General features: G+C 69.7%; 24 protein-coding genes, 2 tRNA genes and 1 pseudogene. 14 read left to right on the top strand and 13 right to left on the bottom strand.

Annotated elements, in window-relative coordinates; all coding sequences use genetic code 11:
- Positions 1 to 409 precede the first annotated feature (409 nt).
- From KBX63_RS17375 to KBX63_RS17355, 5 genes are all read left to right on the top strand, one after another.
- Positions 410 to 574 (top strand): hypothetical protein, encoded by a 165-nt coding sequence (locus KBX63_RS17375; protein ID WP_210912271.1) that lies wholly within the window; start codon positions 410 to 412, stop codon positions 572 to 574.
- Positions 575 to 792: 218 nt separating this feature from the next.
- The gene (locus tag KBX63_RS17370) at positions 793 to 969 is read left to right on the top strand and encodes a hypothetical protein (RefSeq protein WP_210912270.1); all 177 of its coding nucleotides are present in this window, start codon (positions 793 to 795) and stop codon (positions 967 to 969) included.
- A gap of 25 nt (positions 970 to 994) precedes the next feature.
- Complete coding sequence (locus tag KBX63_RS17365; RefSeq protein ID WP_210912269.1) at positions 995 to 1,333, top strand: hypothetical protein; 339 nt, start codon at positions 995 to 997, stop codon at positions 1,331 to 1,333.
- 282 nt (positions 1,334 to 1,615) lie between these two features.
- A complete protein-coding gene (locus tag KBX63_RS17360) occupies positions 1,616 to 2,110 on the top strand; it encodes a hypothetical protein (RefSeq protein ID WP_307871740.1) in 495 nt (164 codons plus the stop codon).
- Between the two features lie 305 nt (positions 2,111 to 2,415).
- Positions 2,416 to 3,288, top strand: coding sequence for a YwqG family protein (locus tag KBX63_RS17355; protein ID WP_210912268.1), 873 nt, complete (start codon positions 2,416 to 2,418; stop codon positions 3,286 to 3,288).
- 310 nt (positions 3,289 to 3,598) lie between these two features.
- Here the strand turns inward: KBX63_RS17355 and KBX63_RS17350 are convergent, their stop codons facing one another.
- Together KBX63_RS17350 and KBX63_RS17345 are read right to left on the bottom strand one after the other, a co-directional pair.
- Positions 3,599 to 4,444 (bottom strand): protein phosphatase 2C domain-containing protein, encoded by an 846-nt coding sequence (locus tag KBX63_RS17350; protein ID WP_210912267.1) that lies wholly within the window; start codon positions 4,442 to 4,444, stop codon positions 3,599 to 3,601.
- Positions 4,444 to 4,635: a hypothetical protein gene (locus KBX63_RS17345; protein WP_210912266.1), complete on the bottom strand. Its 192-nt coding sequence runs from the start codon at positions 4,633 to 4,635 to the stop codon at positions 4,444 to 4,446. Before KBX63_RS17345 ends, KBX63_RS17350 begins: the two co-directional genes overlap by 1 nt.
- Positions 4,636 to 4,904: 269 nt before the next feature.
- Between KBX63_RS17345 and KBX63_RS17340 the strand changes: the two genes are divergently transcribed.
- The 7 genes and pseudogenes from KBX63_RS17340 to KBX63_RS17305 all read left to right on the top strand — a co-directional run bounded on the left by KBX63_RS17340 (position 4,905) and on the right by KBX63_RS17305 (position 10,342).
- Entirely contained in the window at positions 4,905 to 5,189 is a 285-nt protein-coding gene (locus tag KBX63_RS17340; protein ID WP_210912265.1) for a hypothetical protein, read from the top strand.
- Positions 5,190 to 5,214: 25 nt separating this feature from the next.
- The gene (locus KBX63_RS17335) at positions 5,215 to 6,030 is read left to right on the top strand and encodes an FtsK/SpoIIIE domain-containing protein (protein ID WP_210912264.1); all 816 of its coding nucleotides are present in this window, start codon (positions 5,215 to 5,217) and stop codon (positions 6,028 to 6,030) included.
- Positions 6,027 to 6,662 (top strand): DUF2637 domain-containing protein, encoded by a 636-nt coding sequence (locus KBX63_RS17330; RefSeq protein WP_210912263.1) that lies wholly within the window; start codon positions 6,027 to 6,029, stop codon positions 6,660 to 6,662. Before KBX63_RS17335 ends, KBX63_RS17330 begins: the two co-directional genes overlap by 4 nt.
- Positions 6,659 to 7,303, top strand: coding sequence for a GGDEF domain-containing protein (locus KBX63_RS17325; protein ID WP_210912262.1), 645 nt, complete (start codon positions 6,659 to 6,661; stop codon positions 7,301 to 7,303). The genes KBX63_RS17330 and KBX63_RS17325 overlap by 4 nt, the downstream gene beginning before the upstream one ends.
- Positions 7,300 to 9,036, top strand: coding sequence for a replication initiator (locus KBX63_RS17320; protein WP_210912261.1), 1,737 nt, complete (start codon positions 7,300 to 7,302; stop codon positions 9,034 to 9,036). The genes KBX63_RS17325 and KBX63_RS17320 overlap by 4 nt, the downstream gene beginning before the upstream one ends.
- Positions 9,033 to 9,215 carry a helix-turn-helix domain-containing protein gene (locus KBX63_RS17315; RefSeq protein WP_210912260.1) on the top strand — a complete coding sequence of 61 codons (183 nt, stop codon included), beginning with the start codon at positions 9,033 to 9,035 and terminating at the stop codon, positions 9,213 to 9,215. The genes KBX63_RS17320 and KBX63_RS17315 overlap by 4 nt, the downstream gene beginning before the upstream one ends.
- 45 nt (positions 9,216 to 9,260) lie before the next feature.
- Positions 9,261 to 10,342: pseudogene (locus tag KBX63_RS17305) on the top strand (tyrosine-type recombinase/integrase).
- Between the two features lie 55 nt (positions 10,343 to 10,397).
- On the opposite strand, the gene KBX63_RS17300 reads toward KBX63_RS17305, so the two are convergent.
- The 6 genes from KBX63_RS17300 to gyrB all read right to left on the bottom strand — a co-directional run bounded on the left by KBX63_RS17300 (position 10,398) and on the right by gyrB (position 16,416).
- Positions 10,398 to 10,473, bottom strand: a tRNA-Ala gene (locus tag KBX63_RS17300).
- A gap of 45 nt (positions 10,474 to 10,518) precedes the next feature.
- Positions 10,519 to 10,647 (bottom strand): DLW-39 family protein, encoded by a 129-nt coding sequence (locus KBX63_RS17295; protein WP_208869723.1) that lies wholly within the window; start codon positions 10,645 to 10,647, stop codon positions 10,519 to 10,521.
- Between the two features lie 42 nt (positions 10,648 to 10,689).
- Positions 10,690 to 10,763 (bottom strand) — tRNA-Ile (locus KBX63_RS17290).
- Positions 10,764 to 10,913: 150 nt separating this feature from the next.
- Positions 10,914 to 11,813 (bottom strand): DUF3566 domain-containing protein, encoded by a 900-nt coding sequence (locus tag KBX63_RS17285; RefSeq protein WP_210912259.1) that lies wholly within the window; start codon positions 11,811 to 11,813, stop codon positions 10,914 to 10,916.
- A gap of 4 nt (positions 11,814 to 11,817) precedes the next feature.
- Positions 11,818 to 14,340, bottom strand: coding sequence for a DNA gyrase subunit A (gene gyrA / locus KBX63_RS17280; RefSeq protein ID WP_210912258.1), 2,523 nt, complete (start codon positions 14,338 to 14,340; stop codon positions 11,818 to 11,820).
- A gap of 129 nt (positions 14,341 to 14,469) precedes the next feature.
- Positions 14,470 to 16,416: a DNA topoisomerase (ATP-hydrolyzing) subunit B gene (gyrB, locus tag KBX63_RS17275; protein ID WP_210912257.1), complete on the bottom strand. Its 1,947-nt coding sequence runs from the start codon at positions 16,414 to 16,416 to the stop codon at positions 14,470 to 14,472.
- Positions 16,417 to 16,939: 523 nt separating this feature from the next.
- Here gyrB and KBX63_RS17270 point away from each other — a divergent pair.
- Entirely contained in the window at positions 16,940 to 17,494 is a 555-nt protein-coding gene (locus KBX63_RS17270) for a hypothetical protein (protein WP_210912256.1), read from the top strand.
- Here KBX63_RS17270 and KBX63_RS17265 read toward each other — a convergent pair.
- Positions 17,479 to 17,982, bottom strand: coding sequence for a MarR family winged helix-turn-helix transcriptional regulator (locus KBX63_RS17265; RefSeq protein ID WP_210912255.1), 504 nt, complete (start codon positions 17,980 to 17,982; stop codon positions 17,479 to 17,481). The genes KBX63_RS17270 and KBX63_RS17265 overlap by 16 nt on opposite strands.
- 120 nt (positions 17,983 to 18,102) lie before the next feature.
- On the opposite strand from KBX63_RS17265, the gene KBX63_RS17260 reads away from it, so the two are divergent.
- A complete protein-coding gene (locus tag KBX63_RS17260; RefSeq protein WP_210912254.1) occupies positions 18,103 to 18,330 on the top strand; it encodes a hypothetical protein in 228 nt (75 codons plus the stop codon).
- A gap of 8 nt (positions 18,331 to 18,338) precedes the next feature.
- Here KBX63_RS17260 and KBX63_RS17255 read toward each other — a convergent pair whose 3' ends face one another.
- From KBX63_RS17255 to dnaN, 4 genes are read right to left on the bottom strand one after another with little or no spacing between them, the layout of a single operon-like run.
- A complete protein-coding gene (locus tag KBX63_RS17255; RefSeq protein ID WP_210912253.1) occupies positions 18,339 to 18,992 on the bottom strand; it encodes a DUF721 domain-containing protein in 654 nt (217 codons plus the stop codon).
- On the bottom strand, positions 18,982 to 20,115 hold the full coding sequence (recF, locus tag KBX63_RS17250; RefSeq protein WP_210912252.1) for a DNA replication/repair protein RecF: 1,134 nt from the start codon (positions 20,113 to 20,115) through the stop codon (positions 18,982 to 18,984). The genes KBX63_RS17255 and recF overlap by 11 nt, the downstream gene beginning before the upstream one ends.
- Positions 20,116 to 20,131: 16 nt before the next feature.
- A complete protein-coding gene (gene gnd, locus KBX63_RS17245; RefSeq protein WP_210912251.1) occupies positions 20,132 to 21,004 on the bottom strand; it encodes a phosphogluconate dehydrogenase (NAD(+)-dependent, decarboxylating) in 873 nt (290 codons plus the stop codon).
- 40 nt (positions 21,005 to 21,044) lie between these two features.
- Positions 21,045 to 22,178, bottom strand: a complete 1,134-nt coding sequence (gene dnaN, locus KBX63_RS17240) for a DNA polymerase III subunit beta (protein ID WP_210912250.1) — start codon at positions 22,176 to 22,178, stop codon at positions 21,045 to 21,047.
- Positions 22,179 to 22,540: the final 362 nt, after the last annotated feature.

The following is a 22,540-nucleotide window of genomic DNA, read 5'->3' as shown; positions in this document are numbered from 1 at the left end:
TGCAGCTGCCGGGGCCACCGAGCCGGCCGACGAATCGGGATGAGGACAGCAACCGTCGGTCTGCCGGTGAGTCAGACCAACCCGGCGACCCACCCCACCATCCTCACTGTCTGCCGTCGACCCGCCCTCCTGGGGAGCGGGCCGCCGCCCGGCCCGCCACGTCAAGCGGACCCTGACACAGGTTCGGACGCTGGCGGGTCGGGCGGTGGTCTGCTCGGCTCTGCCCGGGTCGATGGCAGGCGAGCTGGCCTACCGCCACCACCCACGGACCGTGACCCACCGACGCAGCCTCGGCCATCCTGGAGCCGGACCGCCCCCGCCGGAGGCGCAGTACCCGCACCCCGGCGACCGCCGCCAGCTCGCCCACGCGGCCGGCGTGCGCTCCCCTACGCCGCGCGGGCTCCGGCTCTTGACCGAGCAGGCGTCAACCACGCTCAACCGCTACACGCACACGTCGGCTGATTTCCACGAGTCGGTACGCAAGGTCTTCGGCGATTCTGCTGACGATCCGCTGACGACCAAAGACGGTCCTCGATCAGAAGAGAAGTCGATCGAGGGAGAAAGCAGCCCGTGACCAGGCCGAATGATGTGGTGGAGCCCAGGGGACTCGAACCCCTAACCCCTGCCTTGCAAAGATCAAGACTGCTGTCTGCCGGCGTCAGTGATTGCCGCTGACCTGCTCGACCTGTCGGCTGCCGTCGCTCGTCACTCCTGTCCGTCGGCTGGCTTGGCTGTACGGATGGCTGTACGCGCAATCGACGGACTTGATCGAGAAGCTGAGAAGATGCGGGCATGGTTGCTCCGGATGTGCCCCTGGCGACGCTGGCGCGTCACCACCTACCTGCTGCTGTCGCCGACGAGTGGATCGCGCTCATCCGGCCTGCCCTGCACCTGCGACCCGCTGAGCGTGGAGAGCCCGAGGTCGCTCGCATCATGTCCCCGCCGCTGGTGCGCAGCCACCCGCGGTGATCGACGTCAAGCTGGAAAGCAGCGAGTGGAACGGCGAGATGATCGCCCACGTGCGGCTCGTCTCGTCCCCCCGCACCCGCTGCGCGACGCACGGACCGTCGACGGCAGCTGGTGGCGCGACTACCGGCTCAACGCCTGGGACGCCGACGAGGCCGGCGGCGCGGAGGAGCTGACCCGGGGCGCGTACCTGCTCACCGAGGCCCGGCTGCTCTGGCACATGCCCACCGAAACCCTCGCCGAGGTTCAGCAGACCCCGATCAGTGAGGCCGACCGGTTCGACCAGGCCGTCAAGTGCCTGGAGGCGCTGGTGTGGGCGCTCAACCGGGAGGTCACCCCGATGATCGCCCAGCTCCAACGAGCTTGAACTTGGTTCGCGCGGGCGGGGACCATCCGTGCTGGTCCCGGTCCGCGTACTCGATCATCTCCGACCACCCAGGAGGCCGCAGCTCATGACCGCCACCCGCACCGGCCGGTCCCGCACCACTAAGGTCGAGGACCCGGAGTTCACCGCCCTGATCACGACCGTGGAGACCGTGCTCGCCGAGTGGTCCGGCCCGAGCCCGGTCCGCCCGCGCGGACCCGGGCTACGGATTCGACCGCCGGCTTTGTTTGATCAATCGGTGGAGTGTCGGTTAGCGTACCGGCCGTGAAGCGTTTTCGGGTTACCTCCACTGTGTTGATCTGTGCCTCCCTGATGACTCTCGCCGCCTGCGGCGGGGAGGACAGCGCCACCACGGCCGGCTCCACGCCGTCCGCCTCCACGGCTTCTTCCTCGGCGGCCGCGCCGTCGACGTCGGCGAGCACCACGGCCGCCGCGAGCGACAAGGAGCTCTGCGAGTCCGCCAAGAAGGCGAGCGACGACGGACGGGCGCTGCTCCTCAAGGCCGTGCAGTCCGGCAAGGCGCCGACGCCGGCCGAGTTCAAGGAGATCCTGACGGATCTGGAGCAGAAGTTCACTACGGCTGCCGCCGCCGGGGGCGACGGCAAGGTAGCCCCCATCATGAAGCAGTTCGCTGCGGAGGCCGCGAAGGCGGCAGCTGCCGCGGACCCGGCGACCGCCGCCGACAGCCCCGCCTTCGTCAAGGTCGGCGCGGACCTCAGCGCCGCCTGCAAGGCGGTCGGAGTCACAGCCACGTTCTGACGGCTTCGCCACCACCGCCAACGCCACTGTCCCCGCGGACCACGTCTGGTCCGCGGGGACGCTGGCATATGGGTAGGTGGCCGCGGAAGCGGCCGACCTGCGGTGACGGTGGTGCGCCCGGCAGGATTCGAACCTGCGGCCTTGGGATTAGAAGAAGATCGCGGATGGCTGGTCAGGTCGCTGCTTCCCTGGTCAGTCCGTCTGCCGTTGTCGGGTGGCGCCGGCGGCAGCGGGTGGTCTTGGCTGTACGGCTGGCTGTACGTGCCAATTGACGAGCTTGATCGAGAAGCTGAGAAGATGCGGGCATGGTTGCTCCGGATGTGCCCCTGGCGGCGCTGGCGCGTCGCCACCTACCTGCTGCTGTCGCCGATGAGTGGATCGCGCTCATCCGGCCTGCCCTGCACCTGCGACCCGCTGAGCCTGGAGAGCCCGAGGTCGCTCGTCTGGGTGGCCTTCCCGCTCTGCCCGAGGACGTTACGTGGCCGCTATGGGAGGGCTACGGGCCGTTGAGCTTTGTCGCGAGCATCGATTGCGGGCAGTTGCCCTCCGATGCGCTCGACATCGCTCTGCCAGCGGAGGGCATTCTCCTGTTCTTCTACCGTCATCCCAGGTGGGACGACGACGGAACGGTGATCGAGTCGTCCGCACCGGAGACACAGGCAGGCGCTCGTGTCGTCTACATACCGCCAGGCATGCAGACCGCCGAGCGCGAGCCGCCTGAAGACGCCAATCCGTATCCCCTCGTCCGACTCGCCGCTGATGTCATCGCGAGCGGGCCGGACTGGGAACACCCAACCCTCTGGGCCGCGCTCGACCGTGTCTCCGACGAGGACCGAGCGTTCATGGAAGATCCGATGAACAGTGATCCGTTCCGGATGGCCATGGGCGAACTCAGCCTGGAGCTCGGCCCACAGCACCGGGTCGGAGGTTACGCAGACCCCATTCAGGGCTCGGTCGAGGTCGACGTCACACAAACACAGCTCGGTGGCCGGGTGGCATACGACGATCCGGCCCTGCACCAGGAAGCGCAGCGGTGGACACTGCTCGCCCAAATTGACAGCGACGACAACGCGGACATGGTGTGGGGTGACCGCGGAGCGTTGTACTGGCTCATCCGTCGCGACGATCTGGCCGCCGAGCGATGGCAGGCGACATCGTTTACATGGCAGTGCTACTGAGAGCGGATCTCCTCGTCGGGCAGTCGTAGACCTTCCAGCCTCCCCGGACGGGGACAAGGTGGAGCGCCCTACCGGACGAACGACCTTGGCCCCGTCCGGGGAGGCTGGTAGCCCTTGTGGTGCCCGGCGAGGTGATCTGCGGCGGCATCTCTGAGGAGGGTCGGGGTTCGGGGCGGAGCCCCGAGGTCTTCTAGGTCCTGGTCGTCCGTCAGTGTGGCCGGCCGGCCCGGCCGATGCCGGCCGGAGGTCGCCAGCAGGCCGGGGCCGGGCCGGCGCGGCCCGCTTGCGGGCCGCCTTGATTCTTAAGAGGTCAATTCGGCAGTGAAACCGGCTCGCCAAGCTGAGTGCAGTAGGCCAGGGTGGCGTCGTCGTGGGTCTTGCCACGCGGCCACTTCCTACCCTGCGGATCGCTGCCTTCCGCTGCTCGGACTTGCCTGATGACTTCGGCTGGTCCCGACTTAGTGATGAGGGCGAGAACTTCCGGCCAGTCCGCGAGTGCGAAGCGATCCGCGATGCGGCTTGCCCCATCACTGAGCAGGACGGCGCTGGTGAGGCCCTGGATTGGTCGGCTTCCGATGAGGGCTTCGGATGCTGCCTGAGCGTCGCCCGCGGCTACCCAGAAACCGCCGGGCTGGTTGCGGTGGGCGCGCAGAGCTTCGATGTACTCGCGTCGGGCTTGATCGTGCTCCGGGGTTCCGTTAACGGCGGCGTCCATGGCAGCGCGGTAGTGGCTGCCAACGATTGCCTCTCGGTCGTCGGTGACGACCACGGGGGCGTCTCCGGCTTGGTCGAGTACGAGCACCGAGTCAGCAAGGACGAGGTAGTCCGCGCGGTCGTTGTTGACGCGGAAGATGATGACGGTTGCGGAGGGACTGCTCGGGTCGCTGATGTCGCAGGTTCCTCGGTGCGCGTCGGCAACTTGGTCGATGGCCTGCCCGAGAACGGTGGTGAGGTCCTGGCCGTCGTCGGCCGCCAGCTGGGCGAGCAGCGCCCCGCCAAGCCGGCGGGTGTACCAAGCGACACCATGAGTGCACGTCGACTTAGCCCCGGACAGACCAGCGCCGTCTAGCAGAACAACGGCGTTCGGTAGGGCGCCGGTGAAGTCCTCGTTGGGCTGGTCGAGTTTCGCAGGGTTGGTTGCCATGGCGACCTGCATCAGGCTTCCTCCAACTGGTAGAGCGGGGTCAGTAGCTCGACCTGGCGCGGCTCATTGGTTCCCGGCTCGTACTGCGTGCCCACTAAAACGGAGAAATTGCCGGTGCCCACCTGGGCGTAAAGCTCGCTGATCTGGGTGCAGATCAGGTGAACGGCACCGAGTGAGCCAGGGGGATGGATGCCGGTAAACACGATGAGTGACCCTTGCCCATCGGAACGGGGCAGTCGGCCAAGGTAAGCCACATCAGAGGTAATCGGCGGCTCCTGATCCTGGCCGGAGCGGTAGACGACACCGGTCCTACGGTCGACCAGCGTCCAGGGGCCGTCGTTGGCTCGCTCGCTGGCTTTACGGACGGTTCGGCTGGGCCGGTCCGGTCGGGTTCGTCGCCCTGGTCGCCTTCGTCGCCGCCGGGTGGGCGTTCGGGCACCGGCCGTCGTTCCTGAGGTTCGGGTGGTGGCCGGTGCTGTCCTGCTACCGGCGGATGCTCTACCGCCGTAAGTGGATGGCGGCGATGGTGACCGCCAAGCTCGCCGTGTCCTTCGACGGGCACACCGTCCTGCCGGTGCTGCGTCGGGTGCGCTGCGGCGGCGGTGTCGACGTGGTGGTCGTGCGGATGGTGACCGGGCAGATCCCCGACGACTTCGCCCGCGTCGCCGAACGCCTCGCCCACACCTTCGGCGTCCGGCAGGAAGGCCGCACCCGGTCCGCGCCCGGATGTGGTGCTGCTGCACCTGTTCCGCGGTGACCCCCTCGCCAAACTCGTCCGACCGATGCCCATCCCGGCGGTACCGGAGTTCACCGCCCTGCCGGTGGGCAAGCGCGAGGACGGCGACGGCTACGAGCTGCGCCTGTTCGGCACCCAGGTCCTCGTGGTCGGCGCCACCGGATCGGGCAAGGGCTCGGTCATCTGGTCCGTGGTCCGCTCCCTCGCCGCCGGGGTCACCTCCGGCCTCGTGCAGATCTGGGGCCTGGACCCCAAAGGCGGCATGGAACTCGGCATGGGTGCACCGATGTTCACCCGGTTCGCCCGCAAGGACTACACGGCAATGTGTGAGCTGATCGAGGAAGCCGCCACCGTCGCCAAAGACCGGGCCGGCAAGCTCTACGGCCGCACCCGCCAGCACACCCCGACCCCGGATGAGCCGCTGATCGTCCTGGTCATCGATGAGCTGGCGAACCTGACCGCCTACCTCACCGACCGGCAACTCAAGGACCGCATCAAAGCCGCCCTCTCGATCCTGCTGTCCCAGGGCCGTGCCGTGGGCGTGCACGTGGTCGCCGCGATCCAAGACCCCCGCAAGGAAGTGCTGCCGTTCCGGGACCTGTTCCCCACCCGCATCGGCCTGCGACTGGCTGAGGCGGCTCAGGTGGACCCGGTGCTCGGTGAGGGGATGCGCGATCGCGGCGCGCTGTGTGACCGCATCCCGCAGTCCCTACCGGGTGTCGGGTTCGTGGTCATCGACGGTGACCCGACCCCGATGCGGGTCCGCTTCTCCTACCTGACTGACGACGAGATCCGCGACATGGCCCAGACCTACGGCCGGCTGCGCGTGATCGACGGCGAGATCCTGGACGGTGCCGCATGAAGCCCCACCCCACCAACACGCGCGCCGACCGCATCGACGCCCTGGTCCTCGTCGTCATCCTGCTCATCGTCGCCGGCTTCGCAGGCGCCGCATCGTTCACCCACGTCAAAGACTGGACCCTCGACAACAGCCCGGCCGGCACCGGCGAATGGTTCGGCTGGGCCAACGCCGTCATCTCCGAACTCATCCCCGCCGCCGCGCTGCTGACCATCCGCCGCCGACGCCGCACCGGCGGGCCGATCGGCTACCCGATGTTCCTACTCGTCGCCGCCGTCGCCCTCTCCCTCGCCGCACAGCTCGCCGTCGCCAAGCCCGGCCTGTCCGGCTGGCTGCTGTCCGCCGTCCCCGCCCTGGCATTCATCGGCCTGTCCAAGCTCGTCCTGTCCACCGCCCCCACCCCGCCCCCGGCCGCCGATGCTGCGCTGGTCCGCCCGGTCGAGCAGCCCGCACCGGCCCGTCCGGTCGAACAGCCCACCGTACTGGCTGCTGCTCCGGTCGCTGCACCGGCCGTGGCTGAGCCCGTCGCCCTGGCCCCGGTCGAGCCTGCCCGCCCGGCTCCGGTCGCCCCGGTGCCGCCGGCTGCCTTCGTTCGCCGCAACGGCGTTCCGCTGATCGGAGAGGTGACCCGATGATCGACGCACTCCTGTCCGGCCTGCTCCTCGTCGCCTTCCTCGCTCTGCTCGCCTGGGATCAGTACCGGCTCTACGTCGCCCGCTACGAACTGGCCGCCCTGCACCGCGCCACCCTGCGCGACCCGCTGACCGGCCTGGCGAACCGTGCCGGTCTCGCTGCCGGCTGGGAGCAGCTCGCACCGCTGCGCCCGTGGGTGGTGGTGGTCGACCTGGACGGCTTCAAGCCGGTCAACGACACCCACGGCCACGCCGCCGGAGACCACGTGCTCACCGCCGTCGCGCAACGCCTGCGCCGCGTCCACGGTGTGGCCGCCCGGCTCGGTGGGGACGAGTTCGCCGCGTTGCTCCTGGACCCGAACCCGGCCGCTGCCGCCCGGCAGATGGCCGCCGCGATCGCCGCCCCGGTCCGTCTGCCCTCCGGGGTGTCGGTGTCGGTGACCGCGAGCATCGGCCTGGCCCCCGCCAGCCCCGCCGGGCTTGCCGCCGCCCTGGCTGACGCTGACGCGGCCATGTACCGGGCCAAGACCACTCGTGCCGGTGTCGTGGCGTTCGACCCTTTGCGCGATGACCACGCCACCGCCGACCCCCGTCCGGTCGTGCGGGTCCGCGACCTCACCCCGACGCTGGGGGTGGGCCGATGACGCTCACCCCGACGCTGCCCGGCCTCGCCGCCCCTGCCACCACCGAAGGGCCGAGGCCGGGCTCCCGGACCGCCCGGATGCTCATGCCCCGCTCCGTCGACGTGGTCAAGGACCTCGCCGCCGACTACGGCGTCTGCACCCGCCCCGTGAGCCTTCGCCGCACCGACCTCGACTCCGGGCAGACCGAAGTCATCGACATGCCCTGCGGCGCCACCCAAGAGGCCAAGTGCCCCGCCTGCGCCACCAAGGCTCGCCGGCTACGCCAGCAACAGATCCGCGAAGGCTGGCACCGCGACGACGAACCCGACCCCGGCCCGCAACCGGCCACCGACGCGCAACGCGGCCTGATCGTCGCTCGCGCTCACCTCGAATTCGCCCGCGATGAAGCCGCCCGCGCCTCCCAGTGGGATCAGGTCGCCGACCTGGACGACGCGATCGCCGAACTGGAATCACAGATCACCACCGAAGGGCTCCGCGGTCGCCCCGCCCCACCCCACGCCACCGAGGACCAGGACGACAGCGACGGCAAGCGCCGGGTCCGCTCGACCAAGCGGCGGCAGGACGCACCGGACCTGCCCCGCCTTCCGGTGGAGAACCGGACTGTTGGGCGGACCTTCGAGGGTCGCGGCGGGATGGTGTTCCGGCCGTCGATGTTCCTGACCCTCACCCTTGTCTCCTACGGCCGCGTGCACTCCGACGGGACACCGGTCGACCCGGACGGCTACGACTACCGGCGGGCCGCCTGGGATGCGGTGCACTTTCCGCGGCTGCTCGATCGGTTCTGGCAGAACCTGCGCCGCGCGGTCGGCTGGAACGTCCAGTACGCCGGAGCCGTCGAGCCGCAACGCCGGCTTGCCCCGCACGCGCACTTCGCCATCCGGGGCACCATCCCCCGGGTGCTGGTGCGTCAGGTCGCCGCCACCACCTACCACCAGGTGTGGTGGCCCTCTGTCGATCAGCGGGTCTACGAACCCGGCCGGGCGCCGCAGTGGAACGCCGATGCCGCCGGCTACACCGACCCGACCACCGGACGGCTACTGCCCTCGTGGGATGACGCCCTGGACCTGGTCGACGCCGACCCCGACGCCCAACCCGTGCACGTCGCCCGCTTCGGTGTGCAGGTCGATGCCAAAGGCGTGCTCGCCGGCACCAAGGACGCGGACCGGTGCGTCGGCTACATCACCAAGTACCTGACCAAACAGGCCGCCGACTGCCACGACGTCAGCACCGGCCGGCAACGGGCACACCTGGAACGGCTCTGGCAAGAGCTGCGGCACACGCCGTGCTCGGAGCGGTGCGCCAACTGGCTGCTCTACGGCATCCAACCCAAGAAGGCAAAGCAAGGGCTGCGGCCGGGGAACTGCAAGAACAAGGTCCACAAGCGCGAAACCCTCGGCATCGGCGGCCGGCGCGTCCTCATCTCCCGCCAATGGTCCGGCAAAACCCTCACCGACCACCGCGCCGACCGCCGCGACTGGGTCAAGGCGCTCCTGGGCGTCACCACCGACGCCGACACCGCCCCGCCCGGCGGCGAACAACGCCACGCCTGGGAACTGGCTCGCCCGACCGACCCTGACGTTGCGCCCCTCGGCCACCGAGTCCTGCGGGCGATCTCCGAACGCATCCAATGGCGCGTCCAACTCGACGCCGCCAGACGCGCCGCCGCCGACCCGCCCGATGTTTCGGCAATCACCTCACGTCAGTCGGTAGAGCAGGAAGGGACCGGAGCATGAGTGAGCGGAAGAGCGTCCGCCCGGCTGAGGCTGCGGCCCTGCTCGGCGTCTGCCGGGACACCGTGTACGTCCTGATGCGATCAGGCCGGCTGCGTTCGATCAAGGCGGGTCGTGCTCGGCTGATTCCACTGTCCGCGCTCGATGAGTTCTTGGCGGCGGATGAGGAGTTCGCGGCATGACGGGCCGGCGTCGGCGAGGGCTCGGTGTACGAGCAGCGGCCGGGCATGTGGGCTGCCGTGGTCGACCTCGGTTGGATCGACGGGAAGCGAAAGCGGAAGTACGTCTACGCCAAGAGCGAGGCTGAGGCGGTCCGGAAGCGGGACGAGCTGCGGTGCCAACTTCAGCTCGGCGTCGACCTCTCCGCGCAGCCTCGGACCCTGGAAGCCTGGTTGACCGAGTGGCTGCGGGACGTGAAGGCGCATGACGGCACCCGGCCGTCAACGCTGGTGCGCTACCGCCTGGCCGTGAGCAAGCACCTGGTGCCGGGGCTGGGCCGGGTGAAGCTCGATCGGCTGACGCCTCGGGACGTGCAGCGGTTCCTCACCGGGCTGCGCGGCAAGCTCGCATCGGCCAGCATCATCAAGGTGCACGCCGTGCTGCGCGTCGCCCTGGCCGACGCTGAGCGGATGGACCTGGTGCCACGCAACGTGGCCAAGGCTGCCAAGCCTCCGGCCCTCGGCCGGGCCGAGCGGCGTGCTTTGACTCCCGAGGAAGCCAAGACGCTGCTGTCGGTGTTGACCGGGGACCGGTTGGAGTCGCTGTTCGTCCTGGCGCTGGCAACCGGGCTGCGGAGGGCTGAACTACTGGGCCTGCGGTGGTCGGATGTGGACCTGCCGGGAAGGGCGCTGTTTGTTCGGCAGACGCTCCAACGAACGGATCATGGGTTGGTGTTCGTGCCACCGAAGACGCACCGGTCAGCCCGTCCGCTGCCCCTGTCGGCGCTGGCTGTCCGGGCGTTGGAGTCGCAGCGAGTGCGTCAGGCCAAGGAGCGGCTTGCGGCCGGCGAGGTGTGGTCGGACTTGGGCCTGGTTTTCGCCAGCACCATCGGCACGGCGATGGAACCTCGGAACGTCAACCGGCGCTTCGCGCGGCGGCCGGGCTGGACTGGCTACACCTTCACGACCTGCGGCACGCGTTCGCCACGTACATGCTCGACCAGGGGGAGGAGCTGCGGACCGTCATGGAGCTGCTCGGGCATTCCACGATCCGGATGACGGCCGACACCTACGGCCACGTCCTGCCGGCTCGGGCTCGTCAGGCTGCTTCGGCCATTGACCGGATCCTCGGCGAGGAGGGAACGGCGTGACCGCTTGGCTGTACGAATGGCTGTACTCGGGACCGAGATCAACCGAGGAAAGTGCTGGTGGAGCCCAGGGGACTCGAACCCCTAACCCCTGCCTTGCAAAGGCAGTGCTCTGCCAGTTGAGCTAGGGCCCCGTGGGCGGCTGCGGCGTCGCCGATCGCTCGCCGTCAGGCCGGAAGTCAGCGCAGGTCGGGCGCGGTGGTCGCCTCGTGCCACAGGGCGCGCTCGTCGTTGGAGGCCTTGACCTTGTTGAACACGACGGCGGCCACGCCGACGACGCCGGCCAGAATCAGCAGCTTCTTGAACATGGGGACACCCCTCGCGCTCGACTACCGTCGGACGACGTGCGGTGGGGCTAGCTGGAATCGAACCAGCGACCTCAGAGTTATCAGCTCTGCGCTCTAACCGACTGAGCTATAGCCCCGTGTTGCGACGAGCAAGGTTAACCCATCCGCTCAGCTGGCCCCAAATCGGGGTCCGGGCCTGCGAGCCGGGCCGTCGACGCCTGCAAAACCTACCTGAGTACGAGACGCCGGAGCGACCGCATTCCACGGCGCCCCGGCTTCCCGATCGCTCAGTCCCGCTCGGCGAGAGTCAACTCGATCCCGCCAACCAGGTCGGCGCAGACGTTGTAGACGAACGCTCCCAGCGTGGCCAGCGCGGTGAACAGCACCACGTTGACCAGGCCGATCAGCGCCGAGCTGAGGATCACGCCCTTGGCGGTGATCTGGAAGCCGCTGGTGCTCTGCCCCCCGCCGGCGTTCACCAGGTCGCTCAGGCTGTCGTTGACGCTCTGGAACACCCCCATCGCGTCCAGCGCCAGGTAGAGCACCGACGTGGCGACCACCACGACGATGAAGAGCACCACCGAGACGGCGAACGCGAACTTCATCACGGACCAGGGGTCGATCCGCTTCAGGTTCAGCCGCGCGCGGCGCGGTCCGCGGGACGCGGCCGAGCTGACCGAGGTACGCGCCGCGCGTACCGCGTCACCGACCCGGGCCGCCCCGACCGCGTTGCCGATCCCCGGCGGCAGGCCGCCGCCGCTGGCCGGGCGGCCGGGAGCGGTGGTACGCCCCGCGTCCGGCTGCGGCTGGGTCATGCCGGGCATGATCCGGGGCTGGGTGCCGGTGGCCCCGGTGGACGACGCCTCGCCGGGCCGGACACCGATCGGCTGGGTGGTCGTGGAACGGGCCGGGGTCGTCGCCGCCACCGGGGGTGCGTCGGCGGACGCCGGCGCCTCGACGCCGGACGTCTCGGTCTTGTCGCCCGACCCACCGTCCTCGCCGGGCTGGTCCGGCGGGGGTGTCATGCCGGGAGCCCGGGTGAATTTCGGGGCAGGCGCGTCGGCGGGGACCGTTGCCCGGCCCACGGCCGCGCGGCCGGTCGCTGGTGTGCCGCCCTTGGCGGCCTCCTCGTCGACCGGGTTGGCCGAGGTCCCCGTGTTCCCCGACTTCGCCTGTGTCTCCGTCATTCAACTAGTCCTGTTCGTCGGGTTCGTCGGCATTGCGAGCAATGGCCACGATAGTCACGCCGTCCGGGAGGTCCATCAGCTTGACCCCCATTGTGTTCCGGTCACGCGTACGGCGTACAGGCTTCACCGGAGTCCGGATGACACCACCGTTGCTGGTGATCGCGAACAGCTCGTCGTCCGGGTCGATCACCACAGCGCCGACCAGACCACCGCGCCGCTCGGTGATCTTCGCAGTCAACACGCCCTTACCTCCCCGGCCCTGCACCGGGTATTCCTCGATCGGGGTACGTTTCGCGTATCCGCCGTTCGTGGCCACCAGAACGTCCAGACCCTCCCGAACGACCTCCATGGCGAGCAGGACGTCGTCGTCCGTGAAGCGCATGCCGATCACTCCGGAGGTGGCGCGACCCATCGGCCGCAGCGCCTCGTCGGAGGCGTTGAACCGGATCGCCTGCGCCTTCTTGGAGACCAGCAGCAGGTCGTTCTCCGGCGCAACCAGCGCAGCACCGACCAGCTCGTCCTCATCGCGCAGGTTGATCGCGATGATTCCGCCGGAACGGTTGGAGTCGAACTCCTCGAGCCGCGTCTTCTTCACCAGGCCGTTCTTCGTGGCCAGTACCAGATAGGGGGCTACCTGGTAGTTCGGGATTTCGATGATCTGCGCGATCTGCTCGTCGGGCAGGAAGGCGAGCAGGTTGGCCACGTGCTGGCCCTTGGCTACCCTACTGGCCTCCGGCAACTCGTACGCCTTGGCCCGGTAGACGCGGCCCTTGTTCGTGAAGAACAGGATCCAGTCGTGGGTTGAGCATACGAAGAAGTGGCTGACAATGTCGTCCTGCCGCAGCGTGGCGCCGCTGACGCCCTTGCCACCCCGCCGCTGTGAGCGGTAGAGATCGACCTTGGTCCGCTTGGCGTACCCGGTCCGGGTGATCGTGACGACCACGTCCTCGCGGGCGATGAGGTCCTCCATCGAGACCTCGCCGTCGAACGGGATGATCTGCGTGCGCCGGTCGTCGCCCCACTTGGCGACGATCTCGCCGAGCTCCTCCGAGACGATCCGCCGCTGCCGCTCGGGCTTGGCGAGGATGTCCTTGAGATCGGCGATCTCGATCTCCAGCTTGGCCAGGTCGTCCACGATCCGCTGCCGCTCCAGAGCGGCGAGGCGGCGCAGCTGCATGTCCAGGATCGCGGTCGCCTGGATCTCGTCGATCTCCAGCAGCCGGATCAGGCCCTGCCGGGCGTCGTCCACCGTCGGTGAGCGACGGATCAGGGCGATCACCTCGTCCAGGGCATCGAGTGCCTTGCCCAGGCCGCGCAGGATGTGCGCCCGCTCCTCAGCCTTGCGCAGCCGGAACGCGGTCCGCCGGCGGATCACGTCGATCTGGTGCTCGACGTAGTAGCGGATGAACTGCGCCAGGTTGAGCGTGCGCGGCACCCCGTCGACCAGGGCCAGCATGTTGGCGCCGAAGGTCTCCTGGAGCTGGGTGTGCTTGTAGAGGTTGTTCAGCACGACCTTGGCGACCGCGTCGCGCTTGAGCACCAGCACGATCCGCATGCCGGTACGACCGGAGGACTCATCGCGGATGTCGGCGATCCCGGCGAGCTTGCCCTCCTTGATCAGCTCGGCGATCCGCTCGGCGAGATTGTCCGGGTTGACCTGGTAGGGCAGCTCGCTGACGACCAGGCAGGGCCGGCCCCGCTTGTCTTCCTCGACCTCCACCACGGCGCGCATCCGGATCGAGCCGCGACCGGTGCGGTACGCGTCCTGGATCGCGGTGGTGCCGACGATCAGGCCGTGGGTCGGGAAGTCCGGACCCTTGACGATGCCGAGCAGGGCTTCGAGGGTGGTCTCCTCGTCCTCCTCCGGGTGCTCCAGGCACCACTGCACCGCCGCGCCGATCTCCCGCAGGTTGTGCGGCGGGATCTTGGTGGCCATGCCGACCGCGATGCCCTCGGAGCCGTTCACCAGCAGGTTGGGGATCCGCGACGGCAGGATGGTGGGCTCCTTGGCCCGGCCGTCGTAGTTGTCCTGCAGGTCGACGGTGTCCTCGTCGATGTCCCGCAGCATCTCCATGGCCAGCGGGTCGAGCTTGCACTCCGTGTACCGCATGGCGGCGGCCGGGTCGTTGCCCGGAGAGCCGAAGTTGCCGTTGCCGTCCACCAGCGGGTACCGCAGCGACCAGGGCTGCGCCATCCGGACCAGCGCGTCGTAGATCGCCGAGTCGCCGTGCGGGTGGAACTGACCCATCACGTCGCCGACGACCCGGGAGCACTTCACGTAGCCGCGGTCCGGCCGGTAGCCCGAGTCGAACATGGCGTACAGGATCTTGCGGTGGACCGGCTTCAGCCCGTCCCGGACGTCCGGGAGCGCACGACCGACGATGACGCTCATCGCGTAGTCGAGGTAGGAGCGCTGCATCTCCACCTCGAGCCCGACCGGTTCGATCCGGTCGTGCGCGACCATGGCGGCGATGGCCTCGGCGGGGACCTCTGGCTCGTTCGGTGTGGACTCGGGAGAATCGGTCACTGTATACCCTTATCAGACTCAGAGTCGTTTTCGTGCTGTGGATAACGGCTGTGGATACTGGCCAAGCTGTGGATAACTCTGTGGATCGGCGGGTCGGCCGGGTCTGCCCCGGCCGGCCCCCGAGCTCCATCAGATGTCCAGGAACCGCACGTCCTTGGCGTTGCGCTGGATGAACGACCGGCGCGCCTCGACGTCCTCACCCATCAGCACGCTGAACAACTCGTCGGCGGTCGCCGCGTCGTCGAGCGTGACCTGACGCAGAGTACGCGTTGCCGGGTTCATCGTGGTTTCCCACAGCTCGGGATAGTTCATCTCGCCGAGGCCTTTGAACCGCTGAATGTCGTCCGGCTTGGCGTTCGGCTTCTTCTGCTGGCGCAGCGCGATCAGCCCGTCCCGCTCACGGTCGGAGTAGGCGTACTGCGCGTCGTCGCCCTTCTTGTTCCACTTGATCTTGTAGAGCGGCGGGGCGGCCAGGTAGACGTGCCCCATCTCGACCAGCGGACGCATGAAGCGGAACAGCAGGGTGAGCAGCAGCGTCTGGATGTGCTGGCCGTCGACGTCCGCGTCGGCCATCAGCACCACCTTGTGGTACCGCAGCTTCTCCATGTCGAAGTCGTCGTGGATGCCGGTGCCCAGCGCGGTGATCAGCGCCTGGACCTCGTTGTTCTTCAGCACCCGGTCGATCCGGGCCTTCTCCACGTTGAGGATCTTGCCGCGGATCGGCAGGATCGCCTGGGTCCGTGGGTCGCGACCCTGCTTGGCCGAGCCGCCGGCCGAGTCACCCTCGACGATGAACACCTCGGACTCGCGGGGGTCGGTCGACTGGCAGTCGGCCAGCTTGCCCGGCATCGAGCCGGACTCCAGCAGCGACTTGCGCCGGGCCAGCTTGCGCGCCTGCTGGGCGGCGATCCGGGCGCGGGCCGCCTGGGACGCCTTCGTGATGATCATCTTGGCCTCGGCCGGGTTGCGGTCGAACCAGTCGACCAGCCGGTCGTTGCAGACCCGCTGCACGAAGCTCTTCACCGGAGTGTTGCCCAGCTTGGTCTTGGTCTGGCCCTCGAACTGCGGGTTGGCCAGCTTGACCGAGATGATCGCCGCGAGCCCTTCGCGGATGTCCTCGCCGGAGAGCTTCTCGTCGCCCTTGAGCAGCTTCTTGTCGGTGCCGTACCGGTTGACCACGCTGGTCAGCGCGGACCGGAAGCCCTCCTCGTGGGTGCCGCCCTCGTGGGTGTTGATCGTGTTGGCGAAGGTGTAGACCGACTCGCCGTACGACTCGTTCCACTGCATGGCGATCTCGAGTGACATGCCCTCCTCTTCGGCCTCGAACTCGACCACTGTCTTGTGGATCGGGCTCTTCGAGGCGTTGAGGTGCCGGACGAAGTCGGCGATGCCGCCCTCGTAGAAGAAGGTCACCTCACGCTGCCGGCCGTCCTCCTCCTCGGCCACCCGCTCGTCGAGCAGGTGGATGCGGAGGGCGCGGTTGAGGAAGGCCATCTCCTGGAGGCGCCGGTAGATGGTCTGGAAGTCGAAGTCGACGGTCTCGAAGACGTCGGGGTCGGGCCAGAAGGAGACCGTCGAGCCACTGCGGTCGGTGGTCTCACCCTTGTCCAGTGGACCGGGCTTGGAGTTGTTGTACTGCTGCCGCCACACGAAACCGGACTTGTGGATCTCCACGGCCATCCGGGTGGAGAGCGCGTTCACGACGGACACGCCGACGCCGTGCAGACCACCGGAGACCGCGTACGCCTTGCCGTCGAACTTGCCGCCCGCGTGCAGCACGGTCAGCGCGACCTCGACGCCCGGCTTCTTGAGCTTCGGGTGCAGGTCGACCGGGAAGCCACGGCCGTTGTCGGTGACCTGGACCCCGCCGTCGGCGCGCAGCACGACGTCGATGGTGTCGCAGTAACCGGCCAGCGCCTCGTCGACCGCGTTGTCGACGACCTCCCAGACGAGGTGGTGCAGACCGCGCTCGCCGGTGGACCCGATGTACATACCGGGCCGCTTGCGAACCGCCTCCAGCCCCTCGAGAACGGTGATCGACTCTGCGCCGTACTCCTGCTTGTCCTGCGCTGCCACCCTCGGCCACTTTCTCGCGTCGTCCGCGCCGCAAGGGCGCGTCGGGCGCGGGTTCGGCGGACAGGACGCGACGTCGACGCGCGGACCGGTGCCGGAGACCTCCGGACAGCGGGTCGAACGCGCCGGTCGCCGCGGTTTGCCCGCGGATCGCGATCGGCTCGACCCGACGTGGAGAATGATCCCGGGGCCACCGGCCCCGTCCCTCGCTCCGCACCGGGTCTTCGTCTCACCGTCAATCCTACTGTGCGCGGAGGACAGAACCACCACTCGGCACCCTCAGCGAGGCGGCTGAGAAGTCCGTAGCCGGCAGAACCCCGTTACCCGCGACTCCCCCCACACGCCAGGCTCCGATCGGACGCGCCGCCCCGGAACGGGTTGACCCGCGACCGGGCGGGTCGGGGGTCGCGGCCGGACCGCCCGTGCCGTACGTTTGCGGCGCTCCGGAAGCGGCCTTGATCTTTACCGGCCGGAACCGGGACGATCGACCCGATCGACCCGACACGTGCTCTTTAAGAGGTGACAGATGGGGCTGGACAACGTCGCGGTGCACTGGCCGCGGACCGGCCGCTTCTACGATCCGGTCGCGCCGGCCGAGTTCGTCGACTTCGGCGAGATCGTCGACGTGCCGCGAATCTCCGCTCCGACGGCGGCGCTGGCTGAGCTGATCGCGAAGACCGGCACCGTCCGAGCGACGGCGTACACCGAGCTGGTGGATCTGCTGCTCGGCCTGGAAGGTGTGTTGTACGCCACAGACGCCGCGGCCGAGGACGAGGATCCGGTGATCGACCCGGACGGCTGCGCCTGGATCGCCGGCGGCATCGAACGGTTCGTCACCGGCCACCGGGCCCACGGCGAGGCGGTCACGTTCGAGTCGGTGAGCACGGTGCTGCGCTCGCTGCTCGGCGACGGACGGCTGGCCGAACAGCAGTTGCGCTGGCTGGAGAGCCGGCTCAACGCGCTGCGCGACGAGAGCGGCGACCCGCCGCAGTGGAACTTCACCTGCGCCGAGCTGGGTGTGCTGGCGGCGTTCTACCGGCGCTGCGCCGAGCGCGGCTTCGCCGTCTACGCCGACGCCTGACCGGCCGGCCCGGGGTCGGCGGCGATCTGGTCGTCACCCCAGGGCCGGTTGGCCGCGGCGATCACCTGGGTCAGCACCGCGTGCAGGTGTTGCAGATCCTCGACCGGCAGGCCGAGCCGCTGCACGATCGCGGCGGGGATCCGCTCGGCCCGGCTGCGCAGGGCGACCCCGCTGGCGGTGAGGGTGACAGCGAGGCTGCGTTCGTCGGCGGCGTCGCGCTCGCGGCGCAGGTAGCCGGCGGCTTCGAGCCGCTTGAGCAGGGGCGACAGGGTGCCCGGGTCGAGCTGCAACAGCCGGCTGAGGTCACGGCCGGACAGCGGCGCGTGCTGCCAGAGCGCCAGCATGACCAGATACTGCGGATGGGTGAGACCCATCGGTTCCAGCAGCGGTCGGTAGACGGCCACGACACTGCGCGCCGCCACCGAGAGGGCGAAGCAGACCTGTTGCTCCAGCGCCAGCGGGTCGACGCCGTCGGGTCGTTCGCTCATTCGGTTGCCCTCCCCAAGCACAGTGGCTATCGTACCGATCATTGGTACGCCAATCATTGGTACACCAACCCTAGGCCCGGTTGTTCGGGCGGGGCGAGGCGCGCAGAAAGAGGGCGGCAGATGAGCGAGGACGGCGCGGCCACCAGATCCGCAGGCGAGGGTGGCCGGTTCATGCGCTGGGCCTTCCGGCACCTCGCCGGCCCGGCCGAAGGCGTGCAGGGCGCGGTGCAGGGCGGCTCAACCGAGGCCCGCGAGGCGTGGAAGCGCGACCTGGCCGAGCGCAAGCGCTACACCCGCGAACAGCGCGAACGGAAGCGCGCCGCCAAGGAGGCTGACCGGCGGAGCTGAGCCGCCGCTCAGCCGTAGGTGTCCCGCGGCCCCCGGCCGCGGACCCGCCGCGGCCCCTTCGACCAGGACGGCGCGGCCGGTCCGTGGATGTGCAGCTTGCGCACCACGTTGTGGCCGACCTCCCGGCCGATCTGCTTGAGCAGCGAACCGGCGAGCAGCCGCAGCTGCGTCGCCCAGGCGGTCGAGCGGGCCTCCACGGTCAGCTCACCGTTCTCCAGCTTGACCGGCCGGCTGTTCTGCGCGACCTCCGCGCCTACCACCCGCTCCCAGGCACCGAACACCGTGGCCTCGGCCGCCGGCTGCTGCCAGCCACGCGCCTTCACCAACCGGTTCAGCACCGCACTGAGCGGCTGCGGGTCGCGCGGGTCGGGACCCGGACCGGAGTAGCCGCGCAGCCGCCGCCCGGAGCCGCCGTCGTCGCCCCCGCCACCCCCGGGGGTACGCCGGGCGCGCGCCGCCGCCTGCCGCCGGGACAACGCCGCGTCGAGCACAGCCCGGGCCAGCTCCGGCCCGGTGGCGGCGTCCGGCTGCCCACCGCCGTCGCCACCGCTGGGACCGCCCCCGGTCGCCTTCGACCCCGGGGTACGCGCGGTCGCGGCATCGCTGGCCCGCCGGTCACCCCGGCCAGCGTCGGGACGGTTGGGTCGTGGCTCATCCGACACGGCGTACCGTCCCCTCGCCGACCTGGTAGCGGATGCCGCGCAGAGCGGCCGGCACGTCATCGTCCACCGCGCAGGTGACCAGCAGTTGGCTCGCGCCGCCGACCAGCTCCGCCAGCCGCTCCCGGCGACCGGTGTCCAGCTCGGCGAAGACGTCGTCGAGCACCAGCACCGGCTCGATGCCGTCGGCGCGCAGCAGGTCGTACCCGGCCAGCCGCAGCGCGAGCGCGAACGACCAGGACTCGCCGTGGCTGGCGTACCCCTTGGCGGGCAGCGGACCGAGGGTCAGCGCCAGCTCGTCGCGGTGCGGGCCGACCAGGGTGGTGCCCCGTTCGATCTCGGCGGAGCGGGACGCGGCGAGCGCCGCGGTCAGCGCGGCGGCCAACGCGCCACGGTCGGTGGTCGGCTCGGCCAGCTCGATCGAGGGCCGATAGGCGATGGCCGCGGCTCCGCGCCCGGCGGCCACCGCGTCGTACGCCTTGGAAACGTGCGGGGTGAGCGCGGCGACCAGCTCCAGCCGGCCGGCCAACAGCTCCGCCCCGTGCTGGGCCAGGTGGGTGTCCCAGACGGCGAGGGTGCCGAGGTCGCCGCCCCGGGAGCCGCCGGTCTTGCGGGCCAGGTACGCGGTACGCAGCAGGGCGTTGCGCTGCTTGACCACCCGCTCGTAGTCGGCCCGCACGCCGGCGTACCGGGGCTGCCGGTTGACCAGCAGGTCGTCCAGGTAGCGACGGCGCTCGGCCGGGTCGCCCCGGACCAGCTCCAGATCTTCCGGGGCGAAGAGCACCAGTCGCAGGGCGCCCAGCACGTCCCGGGCCCGCCGCGCCGGGGAGCGGCCCAACCGGGCCCGGTTGGCCTTGCCGGGCACGATCTCCAGCTCGACCAGGAGCTCACGGCCGTCGTGCACCACCGCGCAGCGGATCACCGCCGATGCGGCGCCCATCCGGACCAGTGGCGCGTCCGTGGCGACCCGGTGCGAGTCCAGGGTCGCCACGTAACCCAGCGCCTCGACGAGGTTGGTCTTGCCGACGCCGTTGGCGCCGATCAGGACGTTCGCCCCCGGCTGGAGGTCGACGGCGACCCGCTCGTACGAGCGGAAGTCGACCAGTTCCAGCCGGTGGACATACACAGGGTGTGGATACCGCTCAGCGCTTGTGCACGGCGTGGCCACCGAACTGCTGGCGCAGCGCGGCGACGGCCTTCATGGCGGGCGAGTCGTCCTGCCGGGAGGCGAACCGGGCGAACAGCGAGGCGGTGATGACGTTCAGCGGCACGGCCAGCCGGACCGCCTCGTCAACCGTCCACCGGCCCTCGCCGGTGTCCTCGGTGTAACCGCTCAGCTCGGCCAGCTCCGGGTCCTCGTCGAGCGCGCGGTCCAGCAGGTCGAGCAGCCAGGAGCGGACCACGGTGCCCTCTCGCCAGGACTTGAACACCCCCGGCACGTTGGTCACCAGCTCGGAGGCGGCCAGCAGCTCGTAGCCCTCGGCGTAGGCGTGCATCAGGCCGTACTCGATGCCGTTGTGCACCATCTTGGAGTAGTGCCCGGCGCCGACCGGCCCGGCGTGCACGAAGCCGAACTCGCCCTCGGGCTTGAGCGCGTCGAAGATCGGCATCAGCCGGTCGACGTGCTCCTGCGCGCCGCCGACCATCAGCGCGTAGCCGTTCTGCCGGCCCCAGACGCCGCCGGAGACGCCGACGTCCAGGTAGCCGATGCCGCGCTCGTTGAGCCGCTCGGCGCGGGGGGCGTCGTCGCTGAACCGGGAGTTGCCGCCGTCGATGATGATGTCGCCCTCACCCAGCACCGCGGCGAGCTCGTCGATGGTCGCGTCCGTGACGCCGGCGGGCACCATGACCCAGACCGCCCGCGGTGACTCGAGCTTCTCAGCCAGCCCGGCGAGGGTCGGCACGTCACTGATCTGCGCATTGTGATCGAAGCCGACCACCTCGTGGCCGGCGGCCCGCAACCGCTCCCGCATGTTGCCGCCCATCCGGCCGAGTCCTACCAGGCCGAGCTGCATGTGTTCCTACCTCCGTGGATCTGGGTATCGGTGCGCGCGATCAGCGGGACACGCGGATCGGCATGATGAGGTACCGGTACCCCGGAATGACCTCGCCATCCTCGCCGGCGGGCGAGATCACCGCGGGCTTGAAGGCGTCGACGAACGAGAGCACGGCGGTCTGGGAGCCCAGGTTGGCCAGGCCGTCGATGAGGTACTGGGGGTTGAACCCGATGGTCAGCGCGTCACCGGTGAAGGTGGCCTCCATCGCCTCGCTGGCCCGCGCCTCCTCCGAGCCGCCGGCCTCGACCACCAGGCCGTCTGCGCTGAAGCTCAGCAGCACCGGGGTGGTCCGCTCGGCGACCAGCGCGACCCGCTTGACCACCTCGATCAGGGTGCTGACCGGCACCCGGGCCTCGGCGTTGTGGGTGGCCGGGAAGAGCGAGCGCACCGGCGGGTAGTTGGCCCCGTCGAGCAGCCGGCTCGTGGTGCGCCGGGTCCCGCCGGCGAGGCCGACCATGCCCTCACCCGCCGCGCCCTGGGCGAGGGCGAGGGTGACCTCGCCACCCAGCGGGCCGAGCGCCTTGGCGGTGTCGTTCAGGGTGCGGGCCGGCACCAGGGCGTTGATGCTCACCTCGGGGTCGTCCGGCCGCCACTGGATCTCGCGCAGCGCCAGCCGGTATCGGTCGGTGGCGAGCATCGACAGGGTGCTGCCGGAGAGCTCGACGCGGACGCCGGTCATCATCGGCAGCGTCTCGTCGCGACCGGCGGCGATGGCCACCTGGGAAACGGCGGTGGCGAACGCGGCGGCGTCGACCGTACCGGCGCTCTGCGGCATCTCGGGCAGGGCGGGGTAGTCCTCCACCGGCATGGTGGGCAGGGTGAACCGGGCGCTGCCGCAGACCAGCTCGAGGTGGGCGCCGACGGCGGCGATGTCCACCGGCTTGGCCGGCAGTGCCTTGGTGATCTCGGCGAGCAGGCGACCGGAGACCAGCGCGGCGCCGTCGGCGTCGCCCTGCACCTCGACGGTGACCTGGCTGGAGACCTCGTAGTCGAACCCGGAGACCCGCAGGTTGCCGTCGGTGACGCGGAGCATCACCCCGGCCAGCACCGGTACGGACGGCCGGCTCGGCAGGCTCTTCGCGGTCCAGGCCACGGCCTCGGCGAGCGCGTCGCGCTCCACTCGGAACTTCATCAATGCCTCCGCGTCGACGTCAGCGACAACTCTCTCATGCCGACCGCTGCCTTCCGTCCCGCCCAACCGTGCGGGTACCCATCGCACTTTAGGGCGCGGGGGCATCGGCTGTGCGCCCGGCCCCATGGATCGTGTCGATGCTGACCGGCTGATCCGGCAGCGTTCGGCCCGATTCACAGAAAGTCCAACGGTGATGATTGGTTTTTGTTCTCTTAGAAGAGATAACTCATCGTCTTCATCGCACCTGTGCAAACTGTGGAGAACCCGGGTCCACGCAGCTCAGACAGGTTATCCACCGGTGATTTGGCTGTGGAGAACCGGGGGTACAACCGCCTTGCGTGTCCACAGCCCGGCCGCGACGG

It is taken from the genome of Micromonospora sp. U21 (assembly GCF_018070045.1).
In the GTDB taxonomy this organism is placed as follows: Bacteria; Actinomycetota; Actinomycetes; order Mycobacteriales; family Micromonosporaceae; genus Micromonospora.
The sequence above is the reverse complement of the archived record's forward strand: the minus strand, read 5'-3'. Positions and strand labels throughout refer to the sequence as shown.

Bases quoted from the DNA above. Each gene is read 5' to 3' on its own strand.
- KBX63_RS17370 (WP_210912270.1), top strand. From the start codon at position 793: ATGGTTGCTCCGGATGTGCCCCTGGCGACGCTGGCGCGTCACCACCTA.
- KBX63_RS17355 (WP_210912268.1), top strand. From the start codon at position 2,416: ATGGTTGCTCCGGATGTGCCCCTGGCGGCGCTGGCGCGTCGCCACCTA.
- KBX63_RS17350 (WP_210912267.1), bottom strand. From the start codon at position 4,444: ATGCAGGTCGCCATGGCAACCAACCCTGCGAAACTCGACCAGCCCAAC.
- KBX63_RS17335 (WP_210912264.1), top strand. From the start codon at position 5,215: ATGCCCATCCCGGCGGTACCGGAGTTCACCGCCCTGCCGGTGGGCAAG.
- KBX63_RS17330 (WP_210912263.1), top strand. From the start codon at position 6,027: ATGAAGCCCCACCCCACCAACACGCGCGCCGACCGCATCGACGCCCTG.
- KBX63_RS17325 (WP_210912262.1), top strand. From the start codon at position 6,659: ATGATCGACGCACTCCTGTCCGGCCTGCTCCTCGTCGCCTTCCTCGCT.
- KBX63_RS17320 (WP_210912261.1), top strand. From the start codon at position 7,300: ATGACGCTCACCCCGACGCTGCCCGGCCTCGCCGCCCCTGCCACCACC.
- KBX63_RS17315 (WP_210912260.1), top strand. From the start codon at position 9,033: ATGAGTGAGCGGAAGAGCGTCCGCCCGGCTGAGGCTGCGGCCCTGCTC.
- KBX63_RS17295 (WP_208869723.1), bottom strand. From the start codon at position 10,647: ATGTTCAAGAAGCTGCTGATTCTGGCCGGCGTCGTCGGCGTGGCCGCC.
- KBX63_RS17285 (WP_210912259.1), bottom strand. From the start codon at position 11,813: ATGACGGAGACACAGGCGAAGTCGGGGAACACGGGGACCTCGGCCAAC.
- KBX63_RS17270 (WP_210912256.1), top strand. From the start codon at position 16,940: ATGGGGCTGGACAACGTCGCGGTGCACTGGCCGCGGACCGGCCGCTTC.
- KBX63_RS17265 (WP_210912255.1), bottom strand. From the start codon at position 17,982: ATGAGCGAACGACCCGACGGCGTCGACCCGCTGGCGCTGGAGCAACAG.
- KBX63_RS17260 (WP_210912254.1), top strand. From the start codon at position 18,103: ATGAGCGAGGACGGCGCGGCCACCAGATCCGCAGGCGAGGGTGGCCGG.
- gnd (WP_210912251.1), bottom strand. From the start codon at position 21,004: ATGCAGCTCGGCCTGGTAGGACTCGGCCGGATGGGCGGCAACATGCGG.
- dnaN (WP_210912250.1), bottom strand. From the start codon at position 22,178: ATGAAGTTCCGAGTGGAGCGCGACGCGCTCGCCGAGGCCGTGGCCTGG.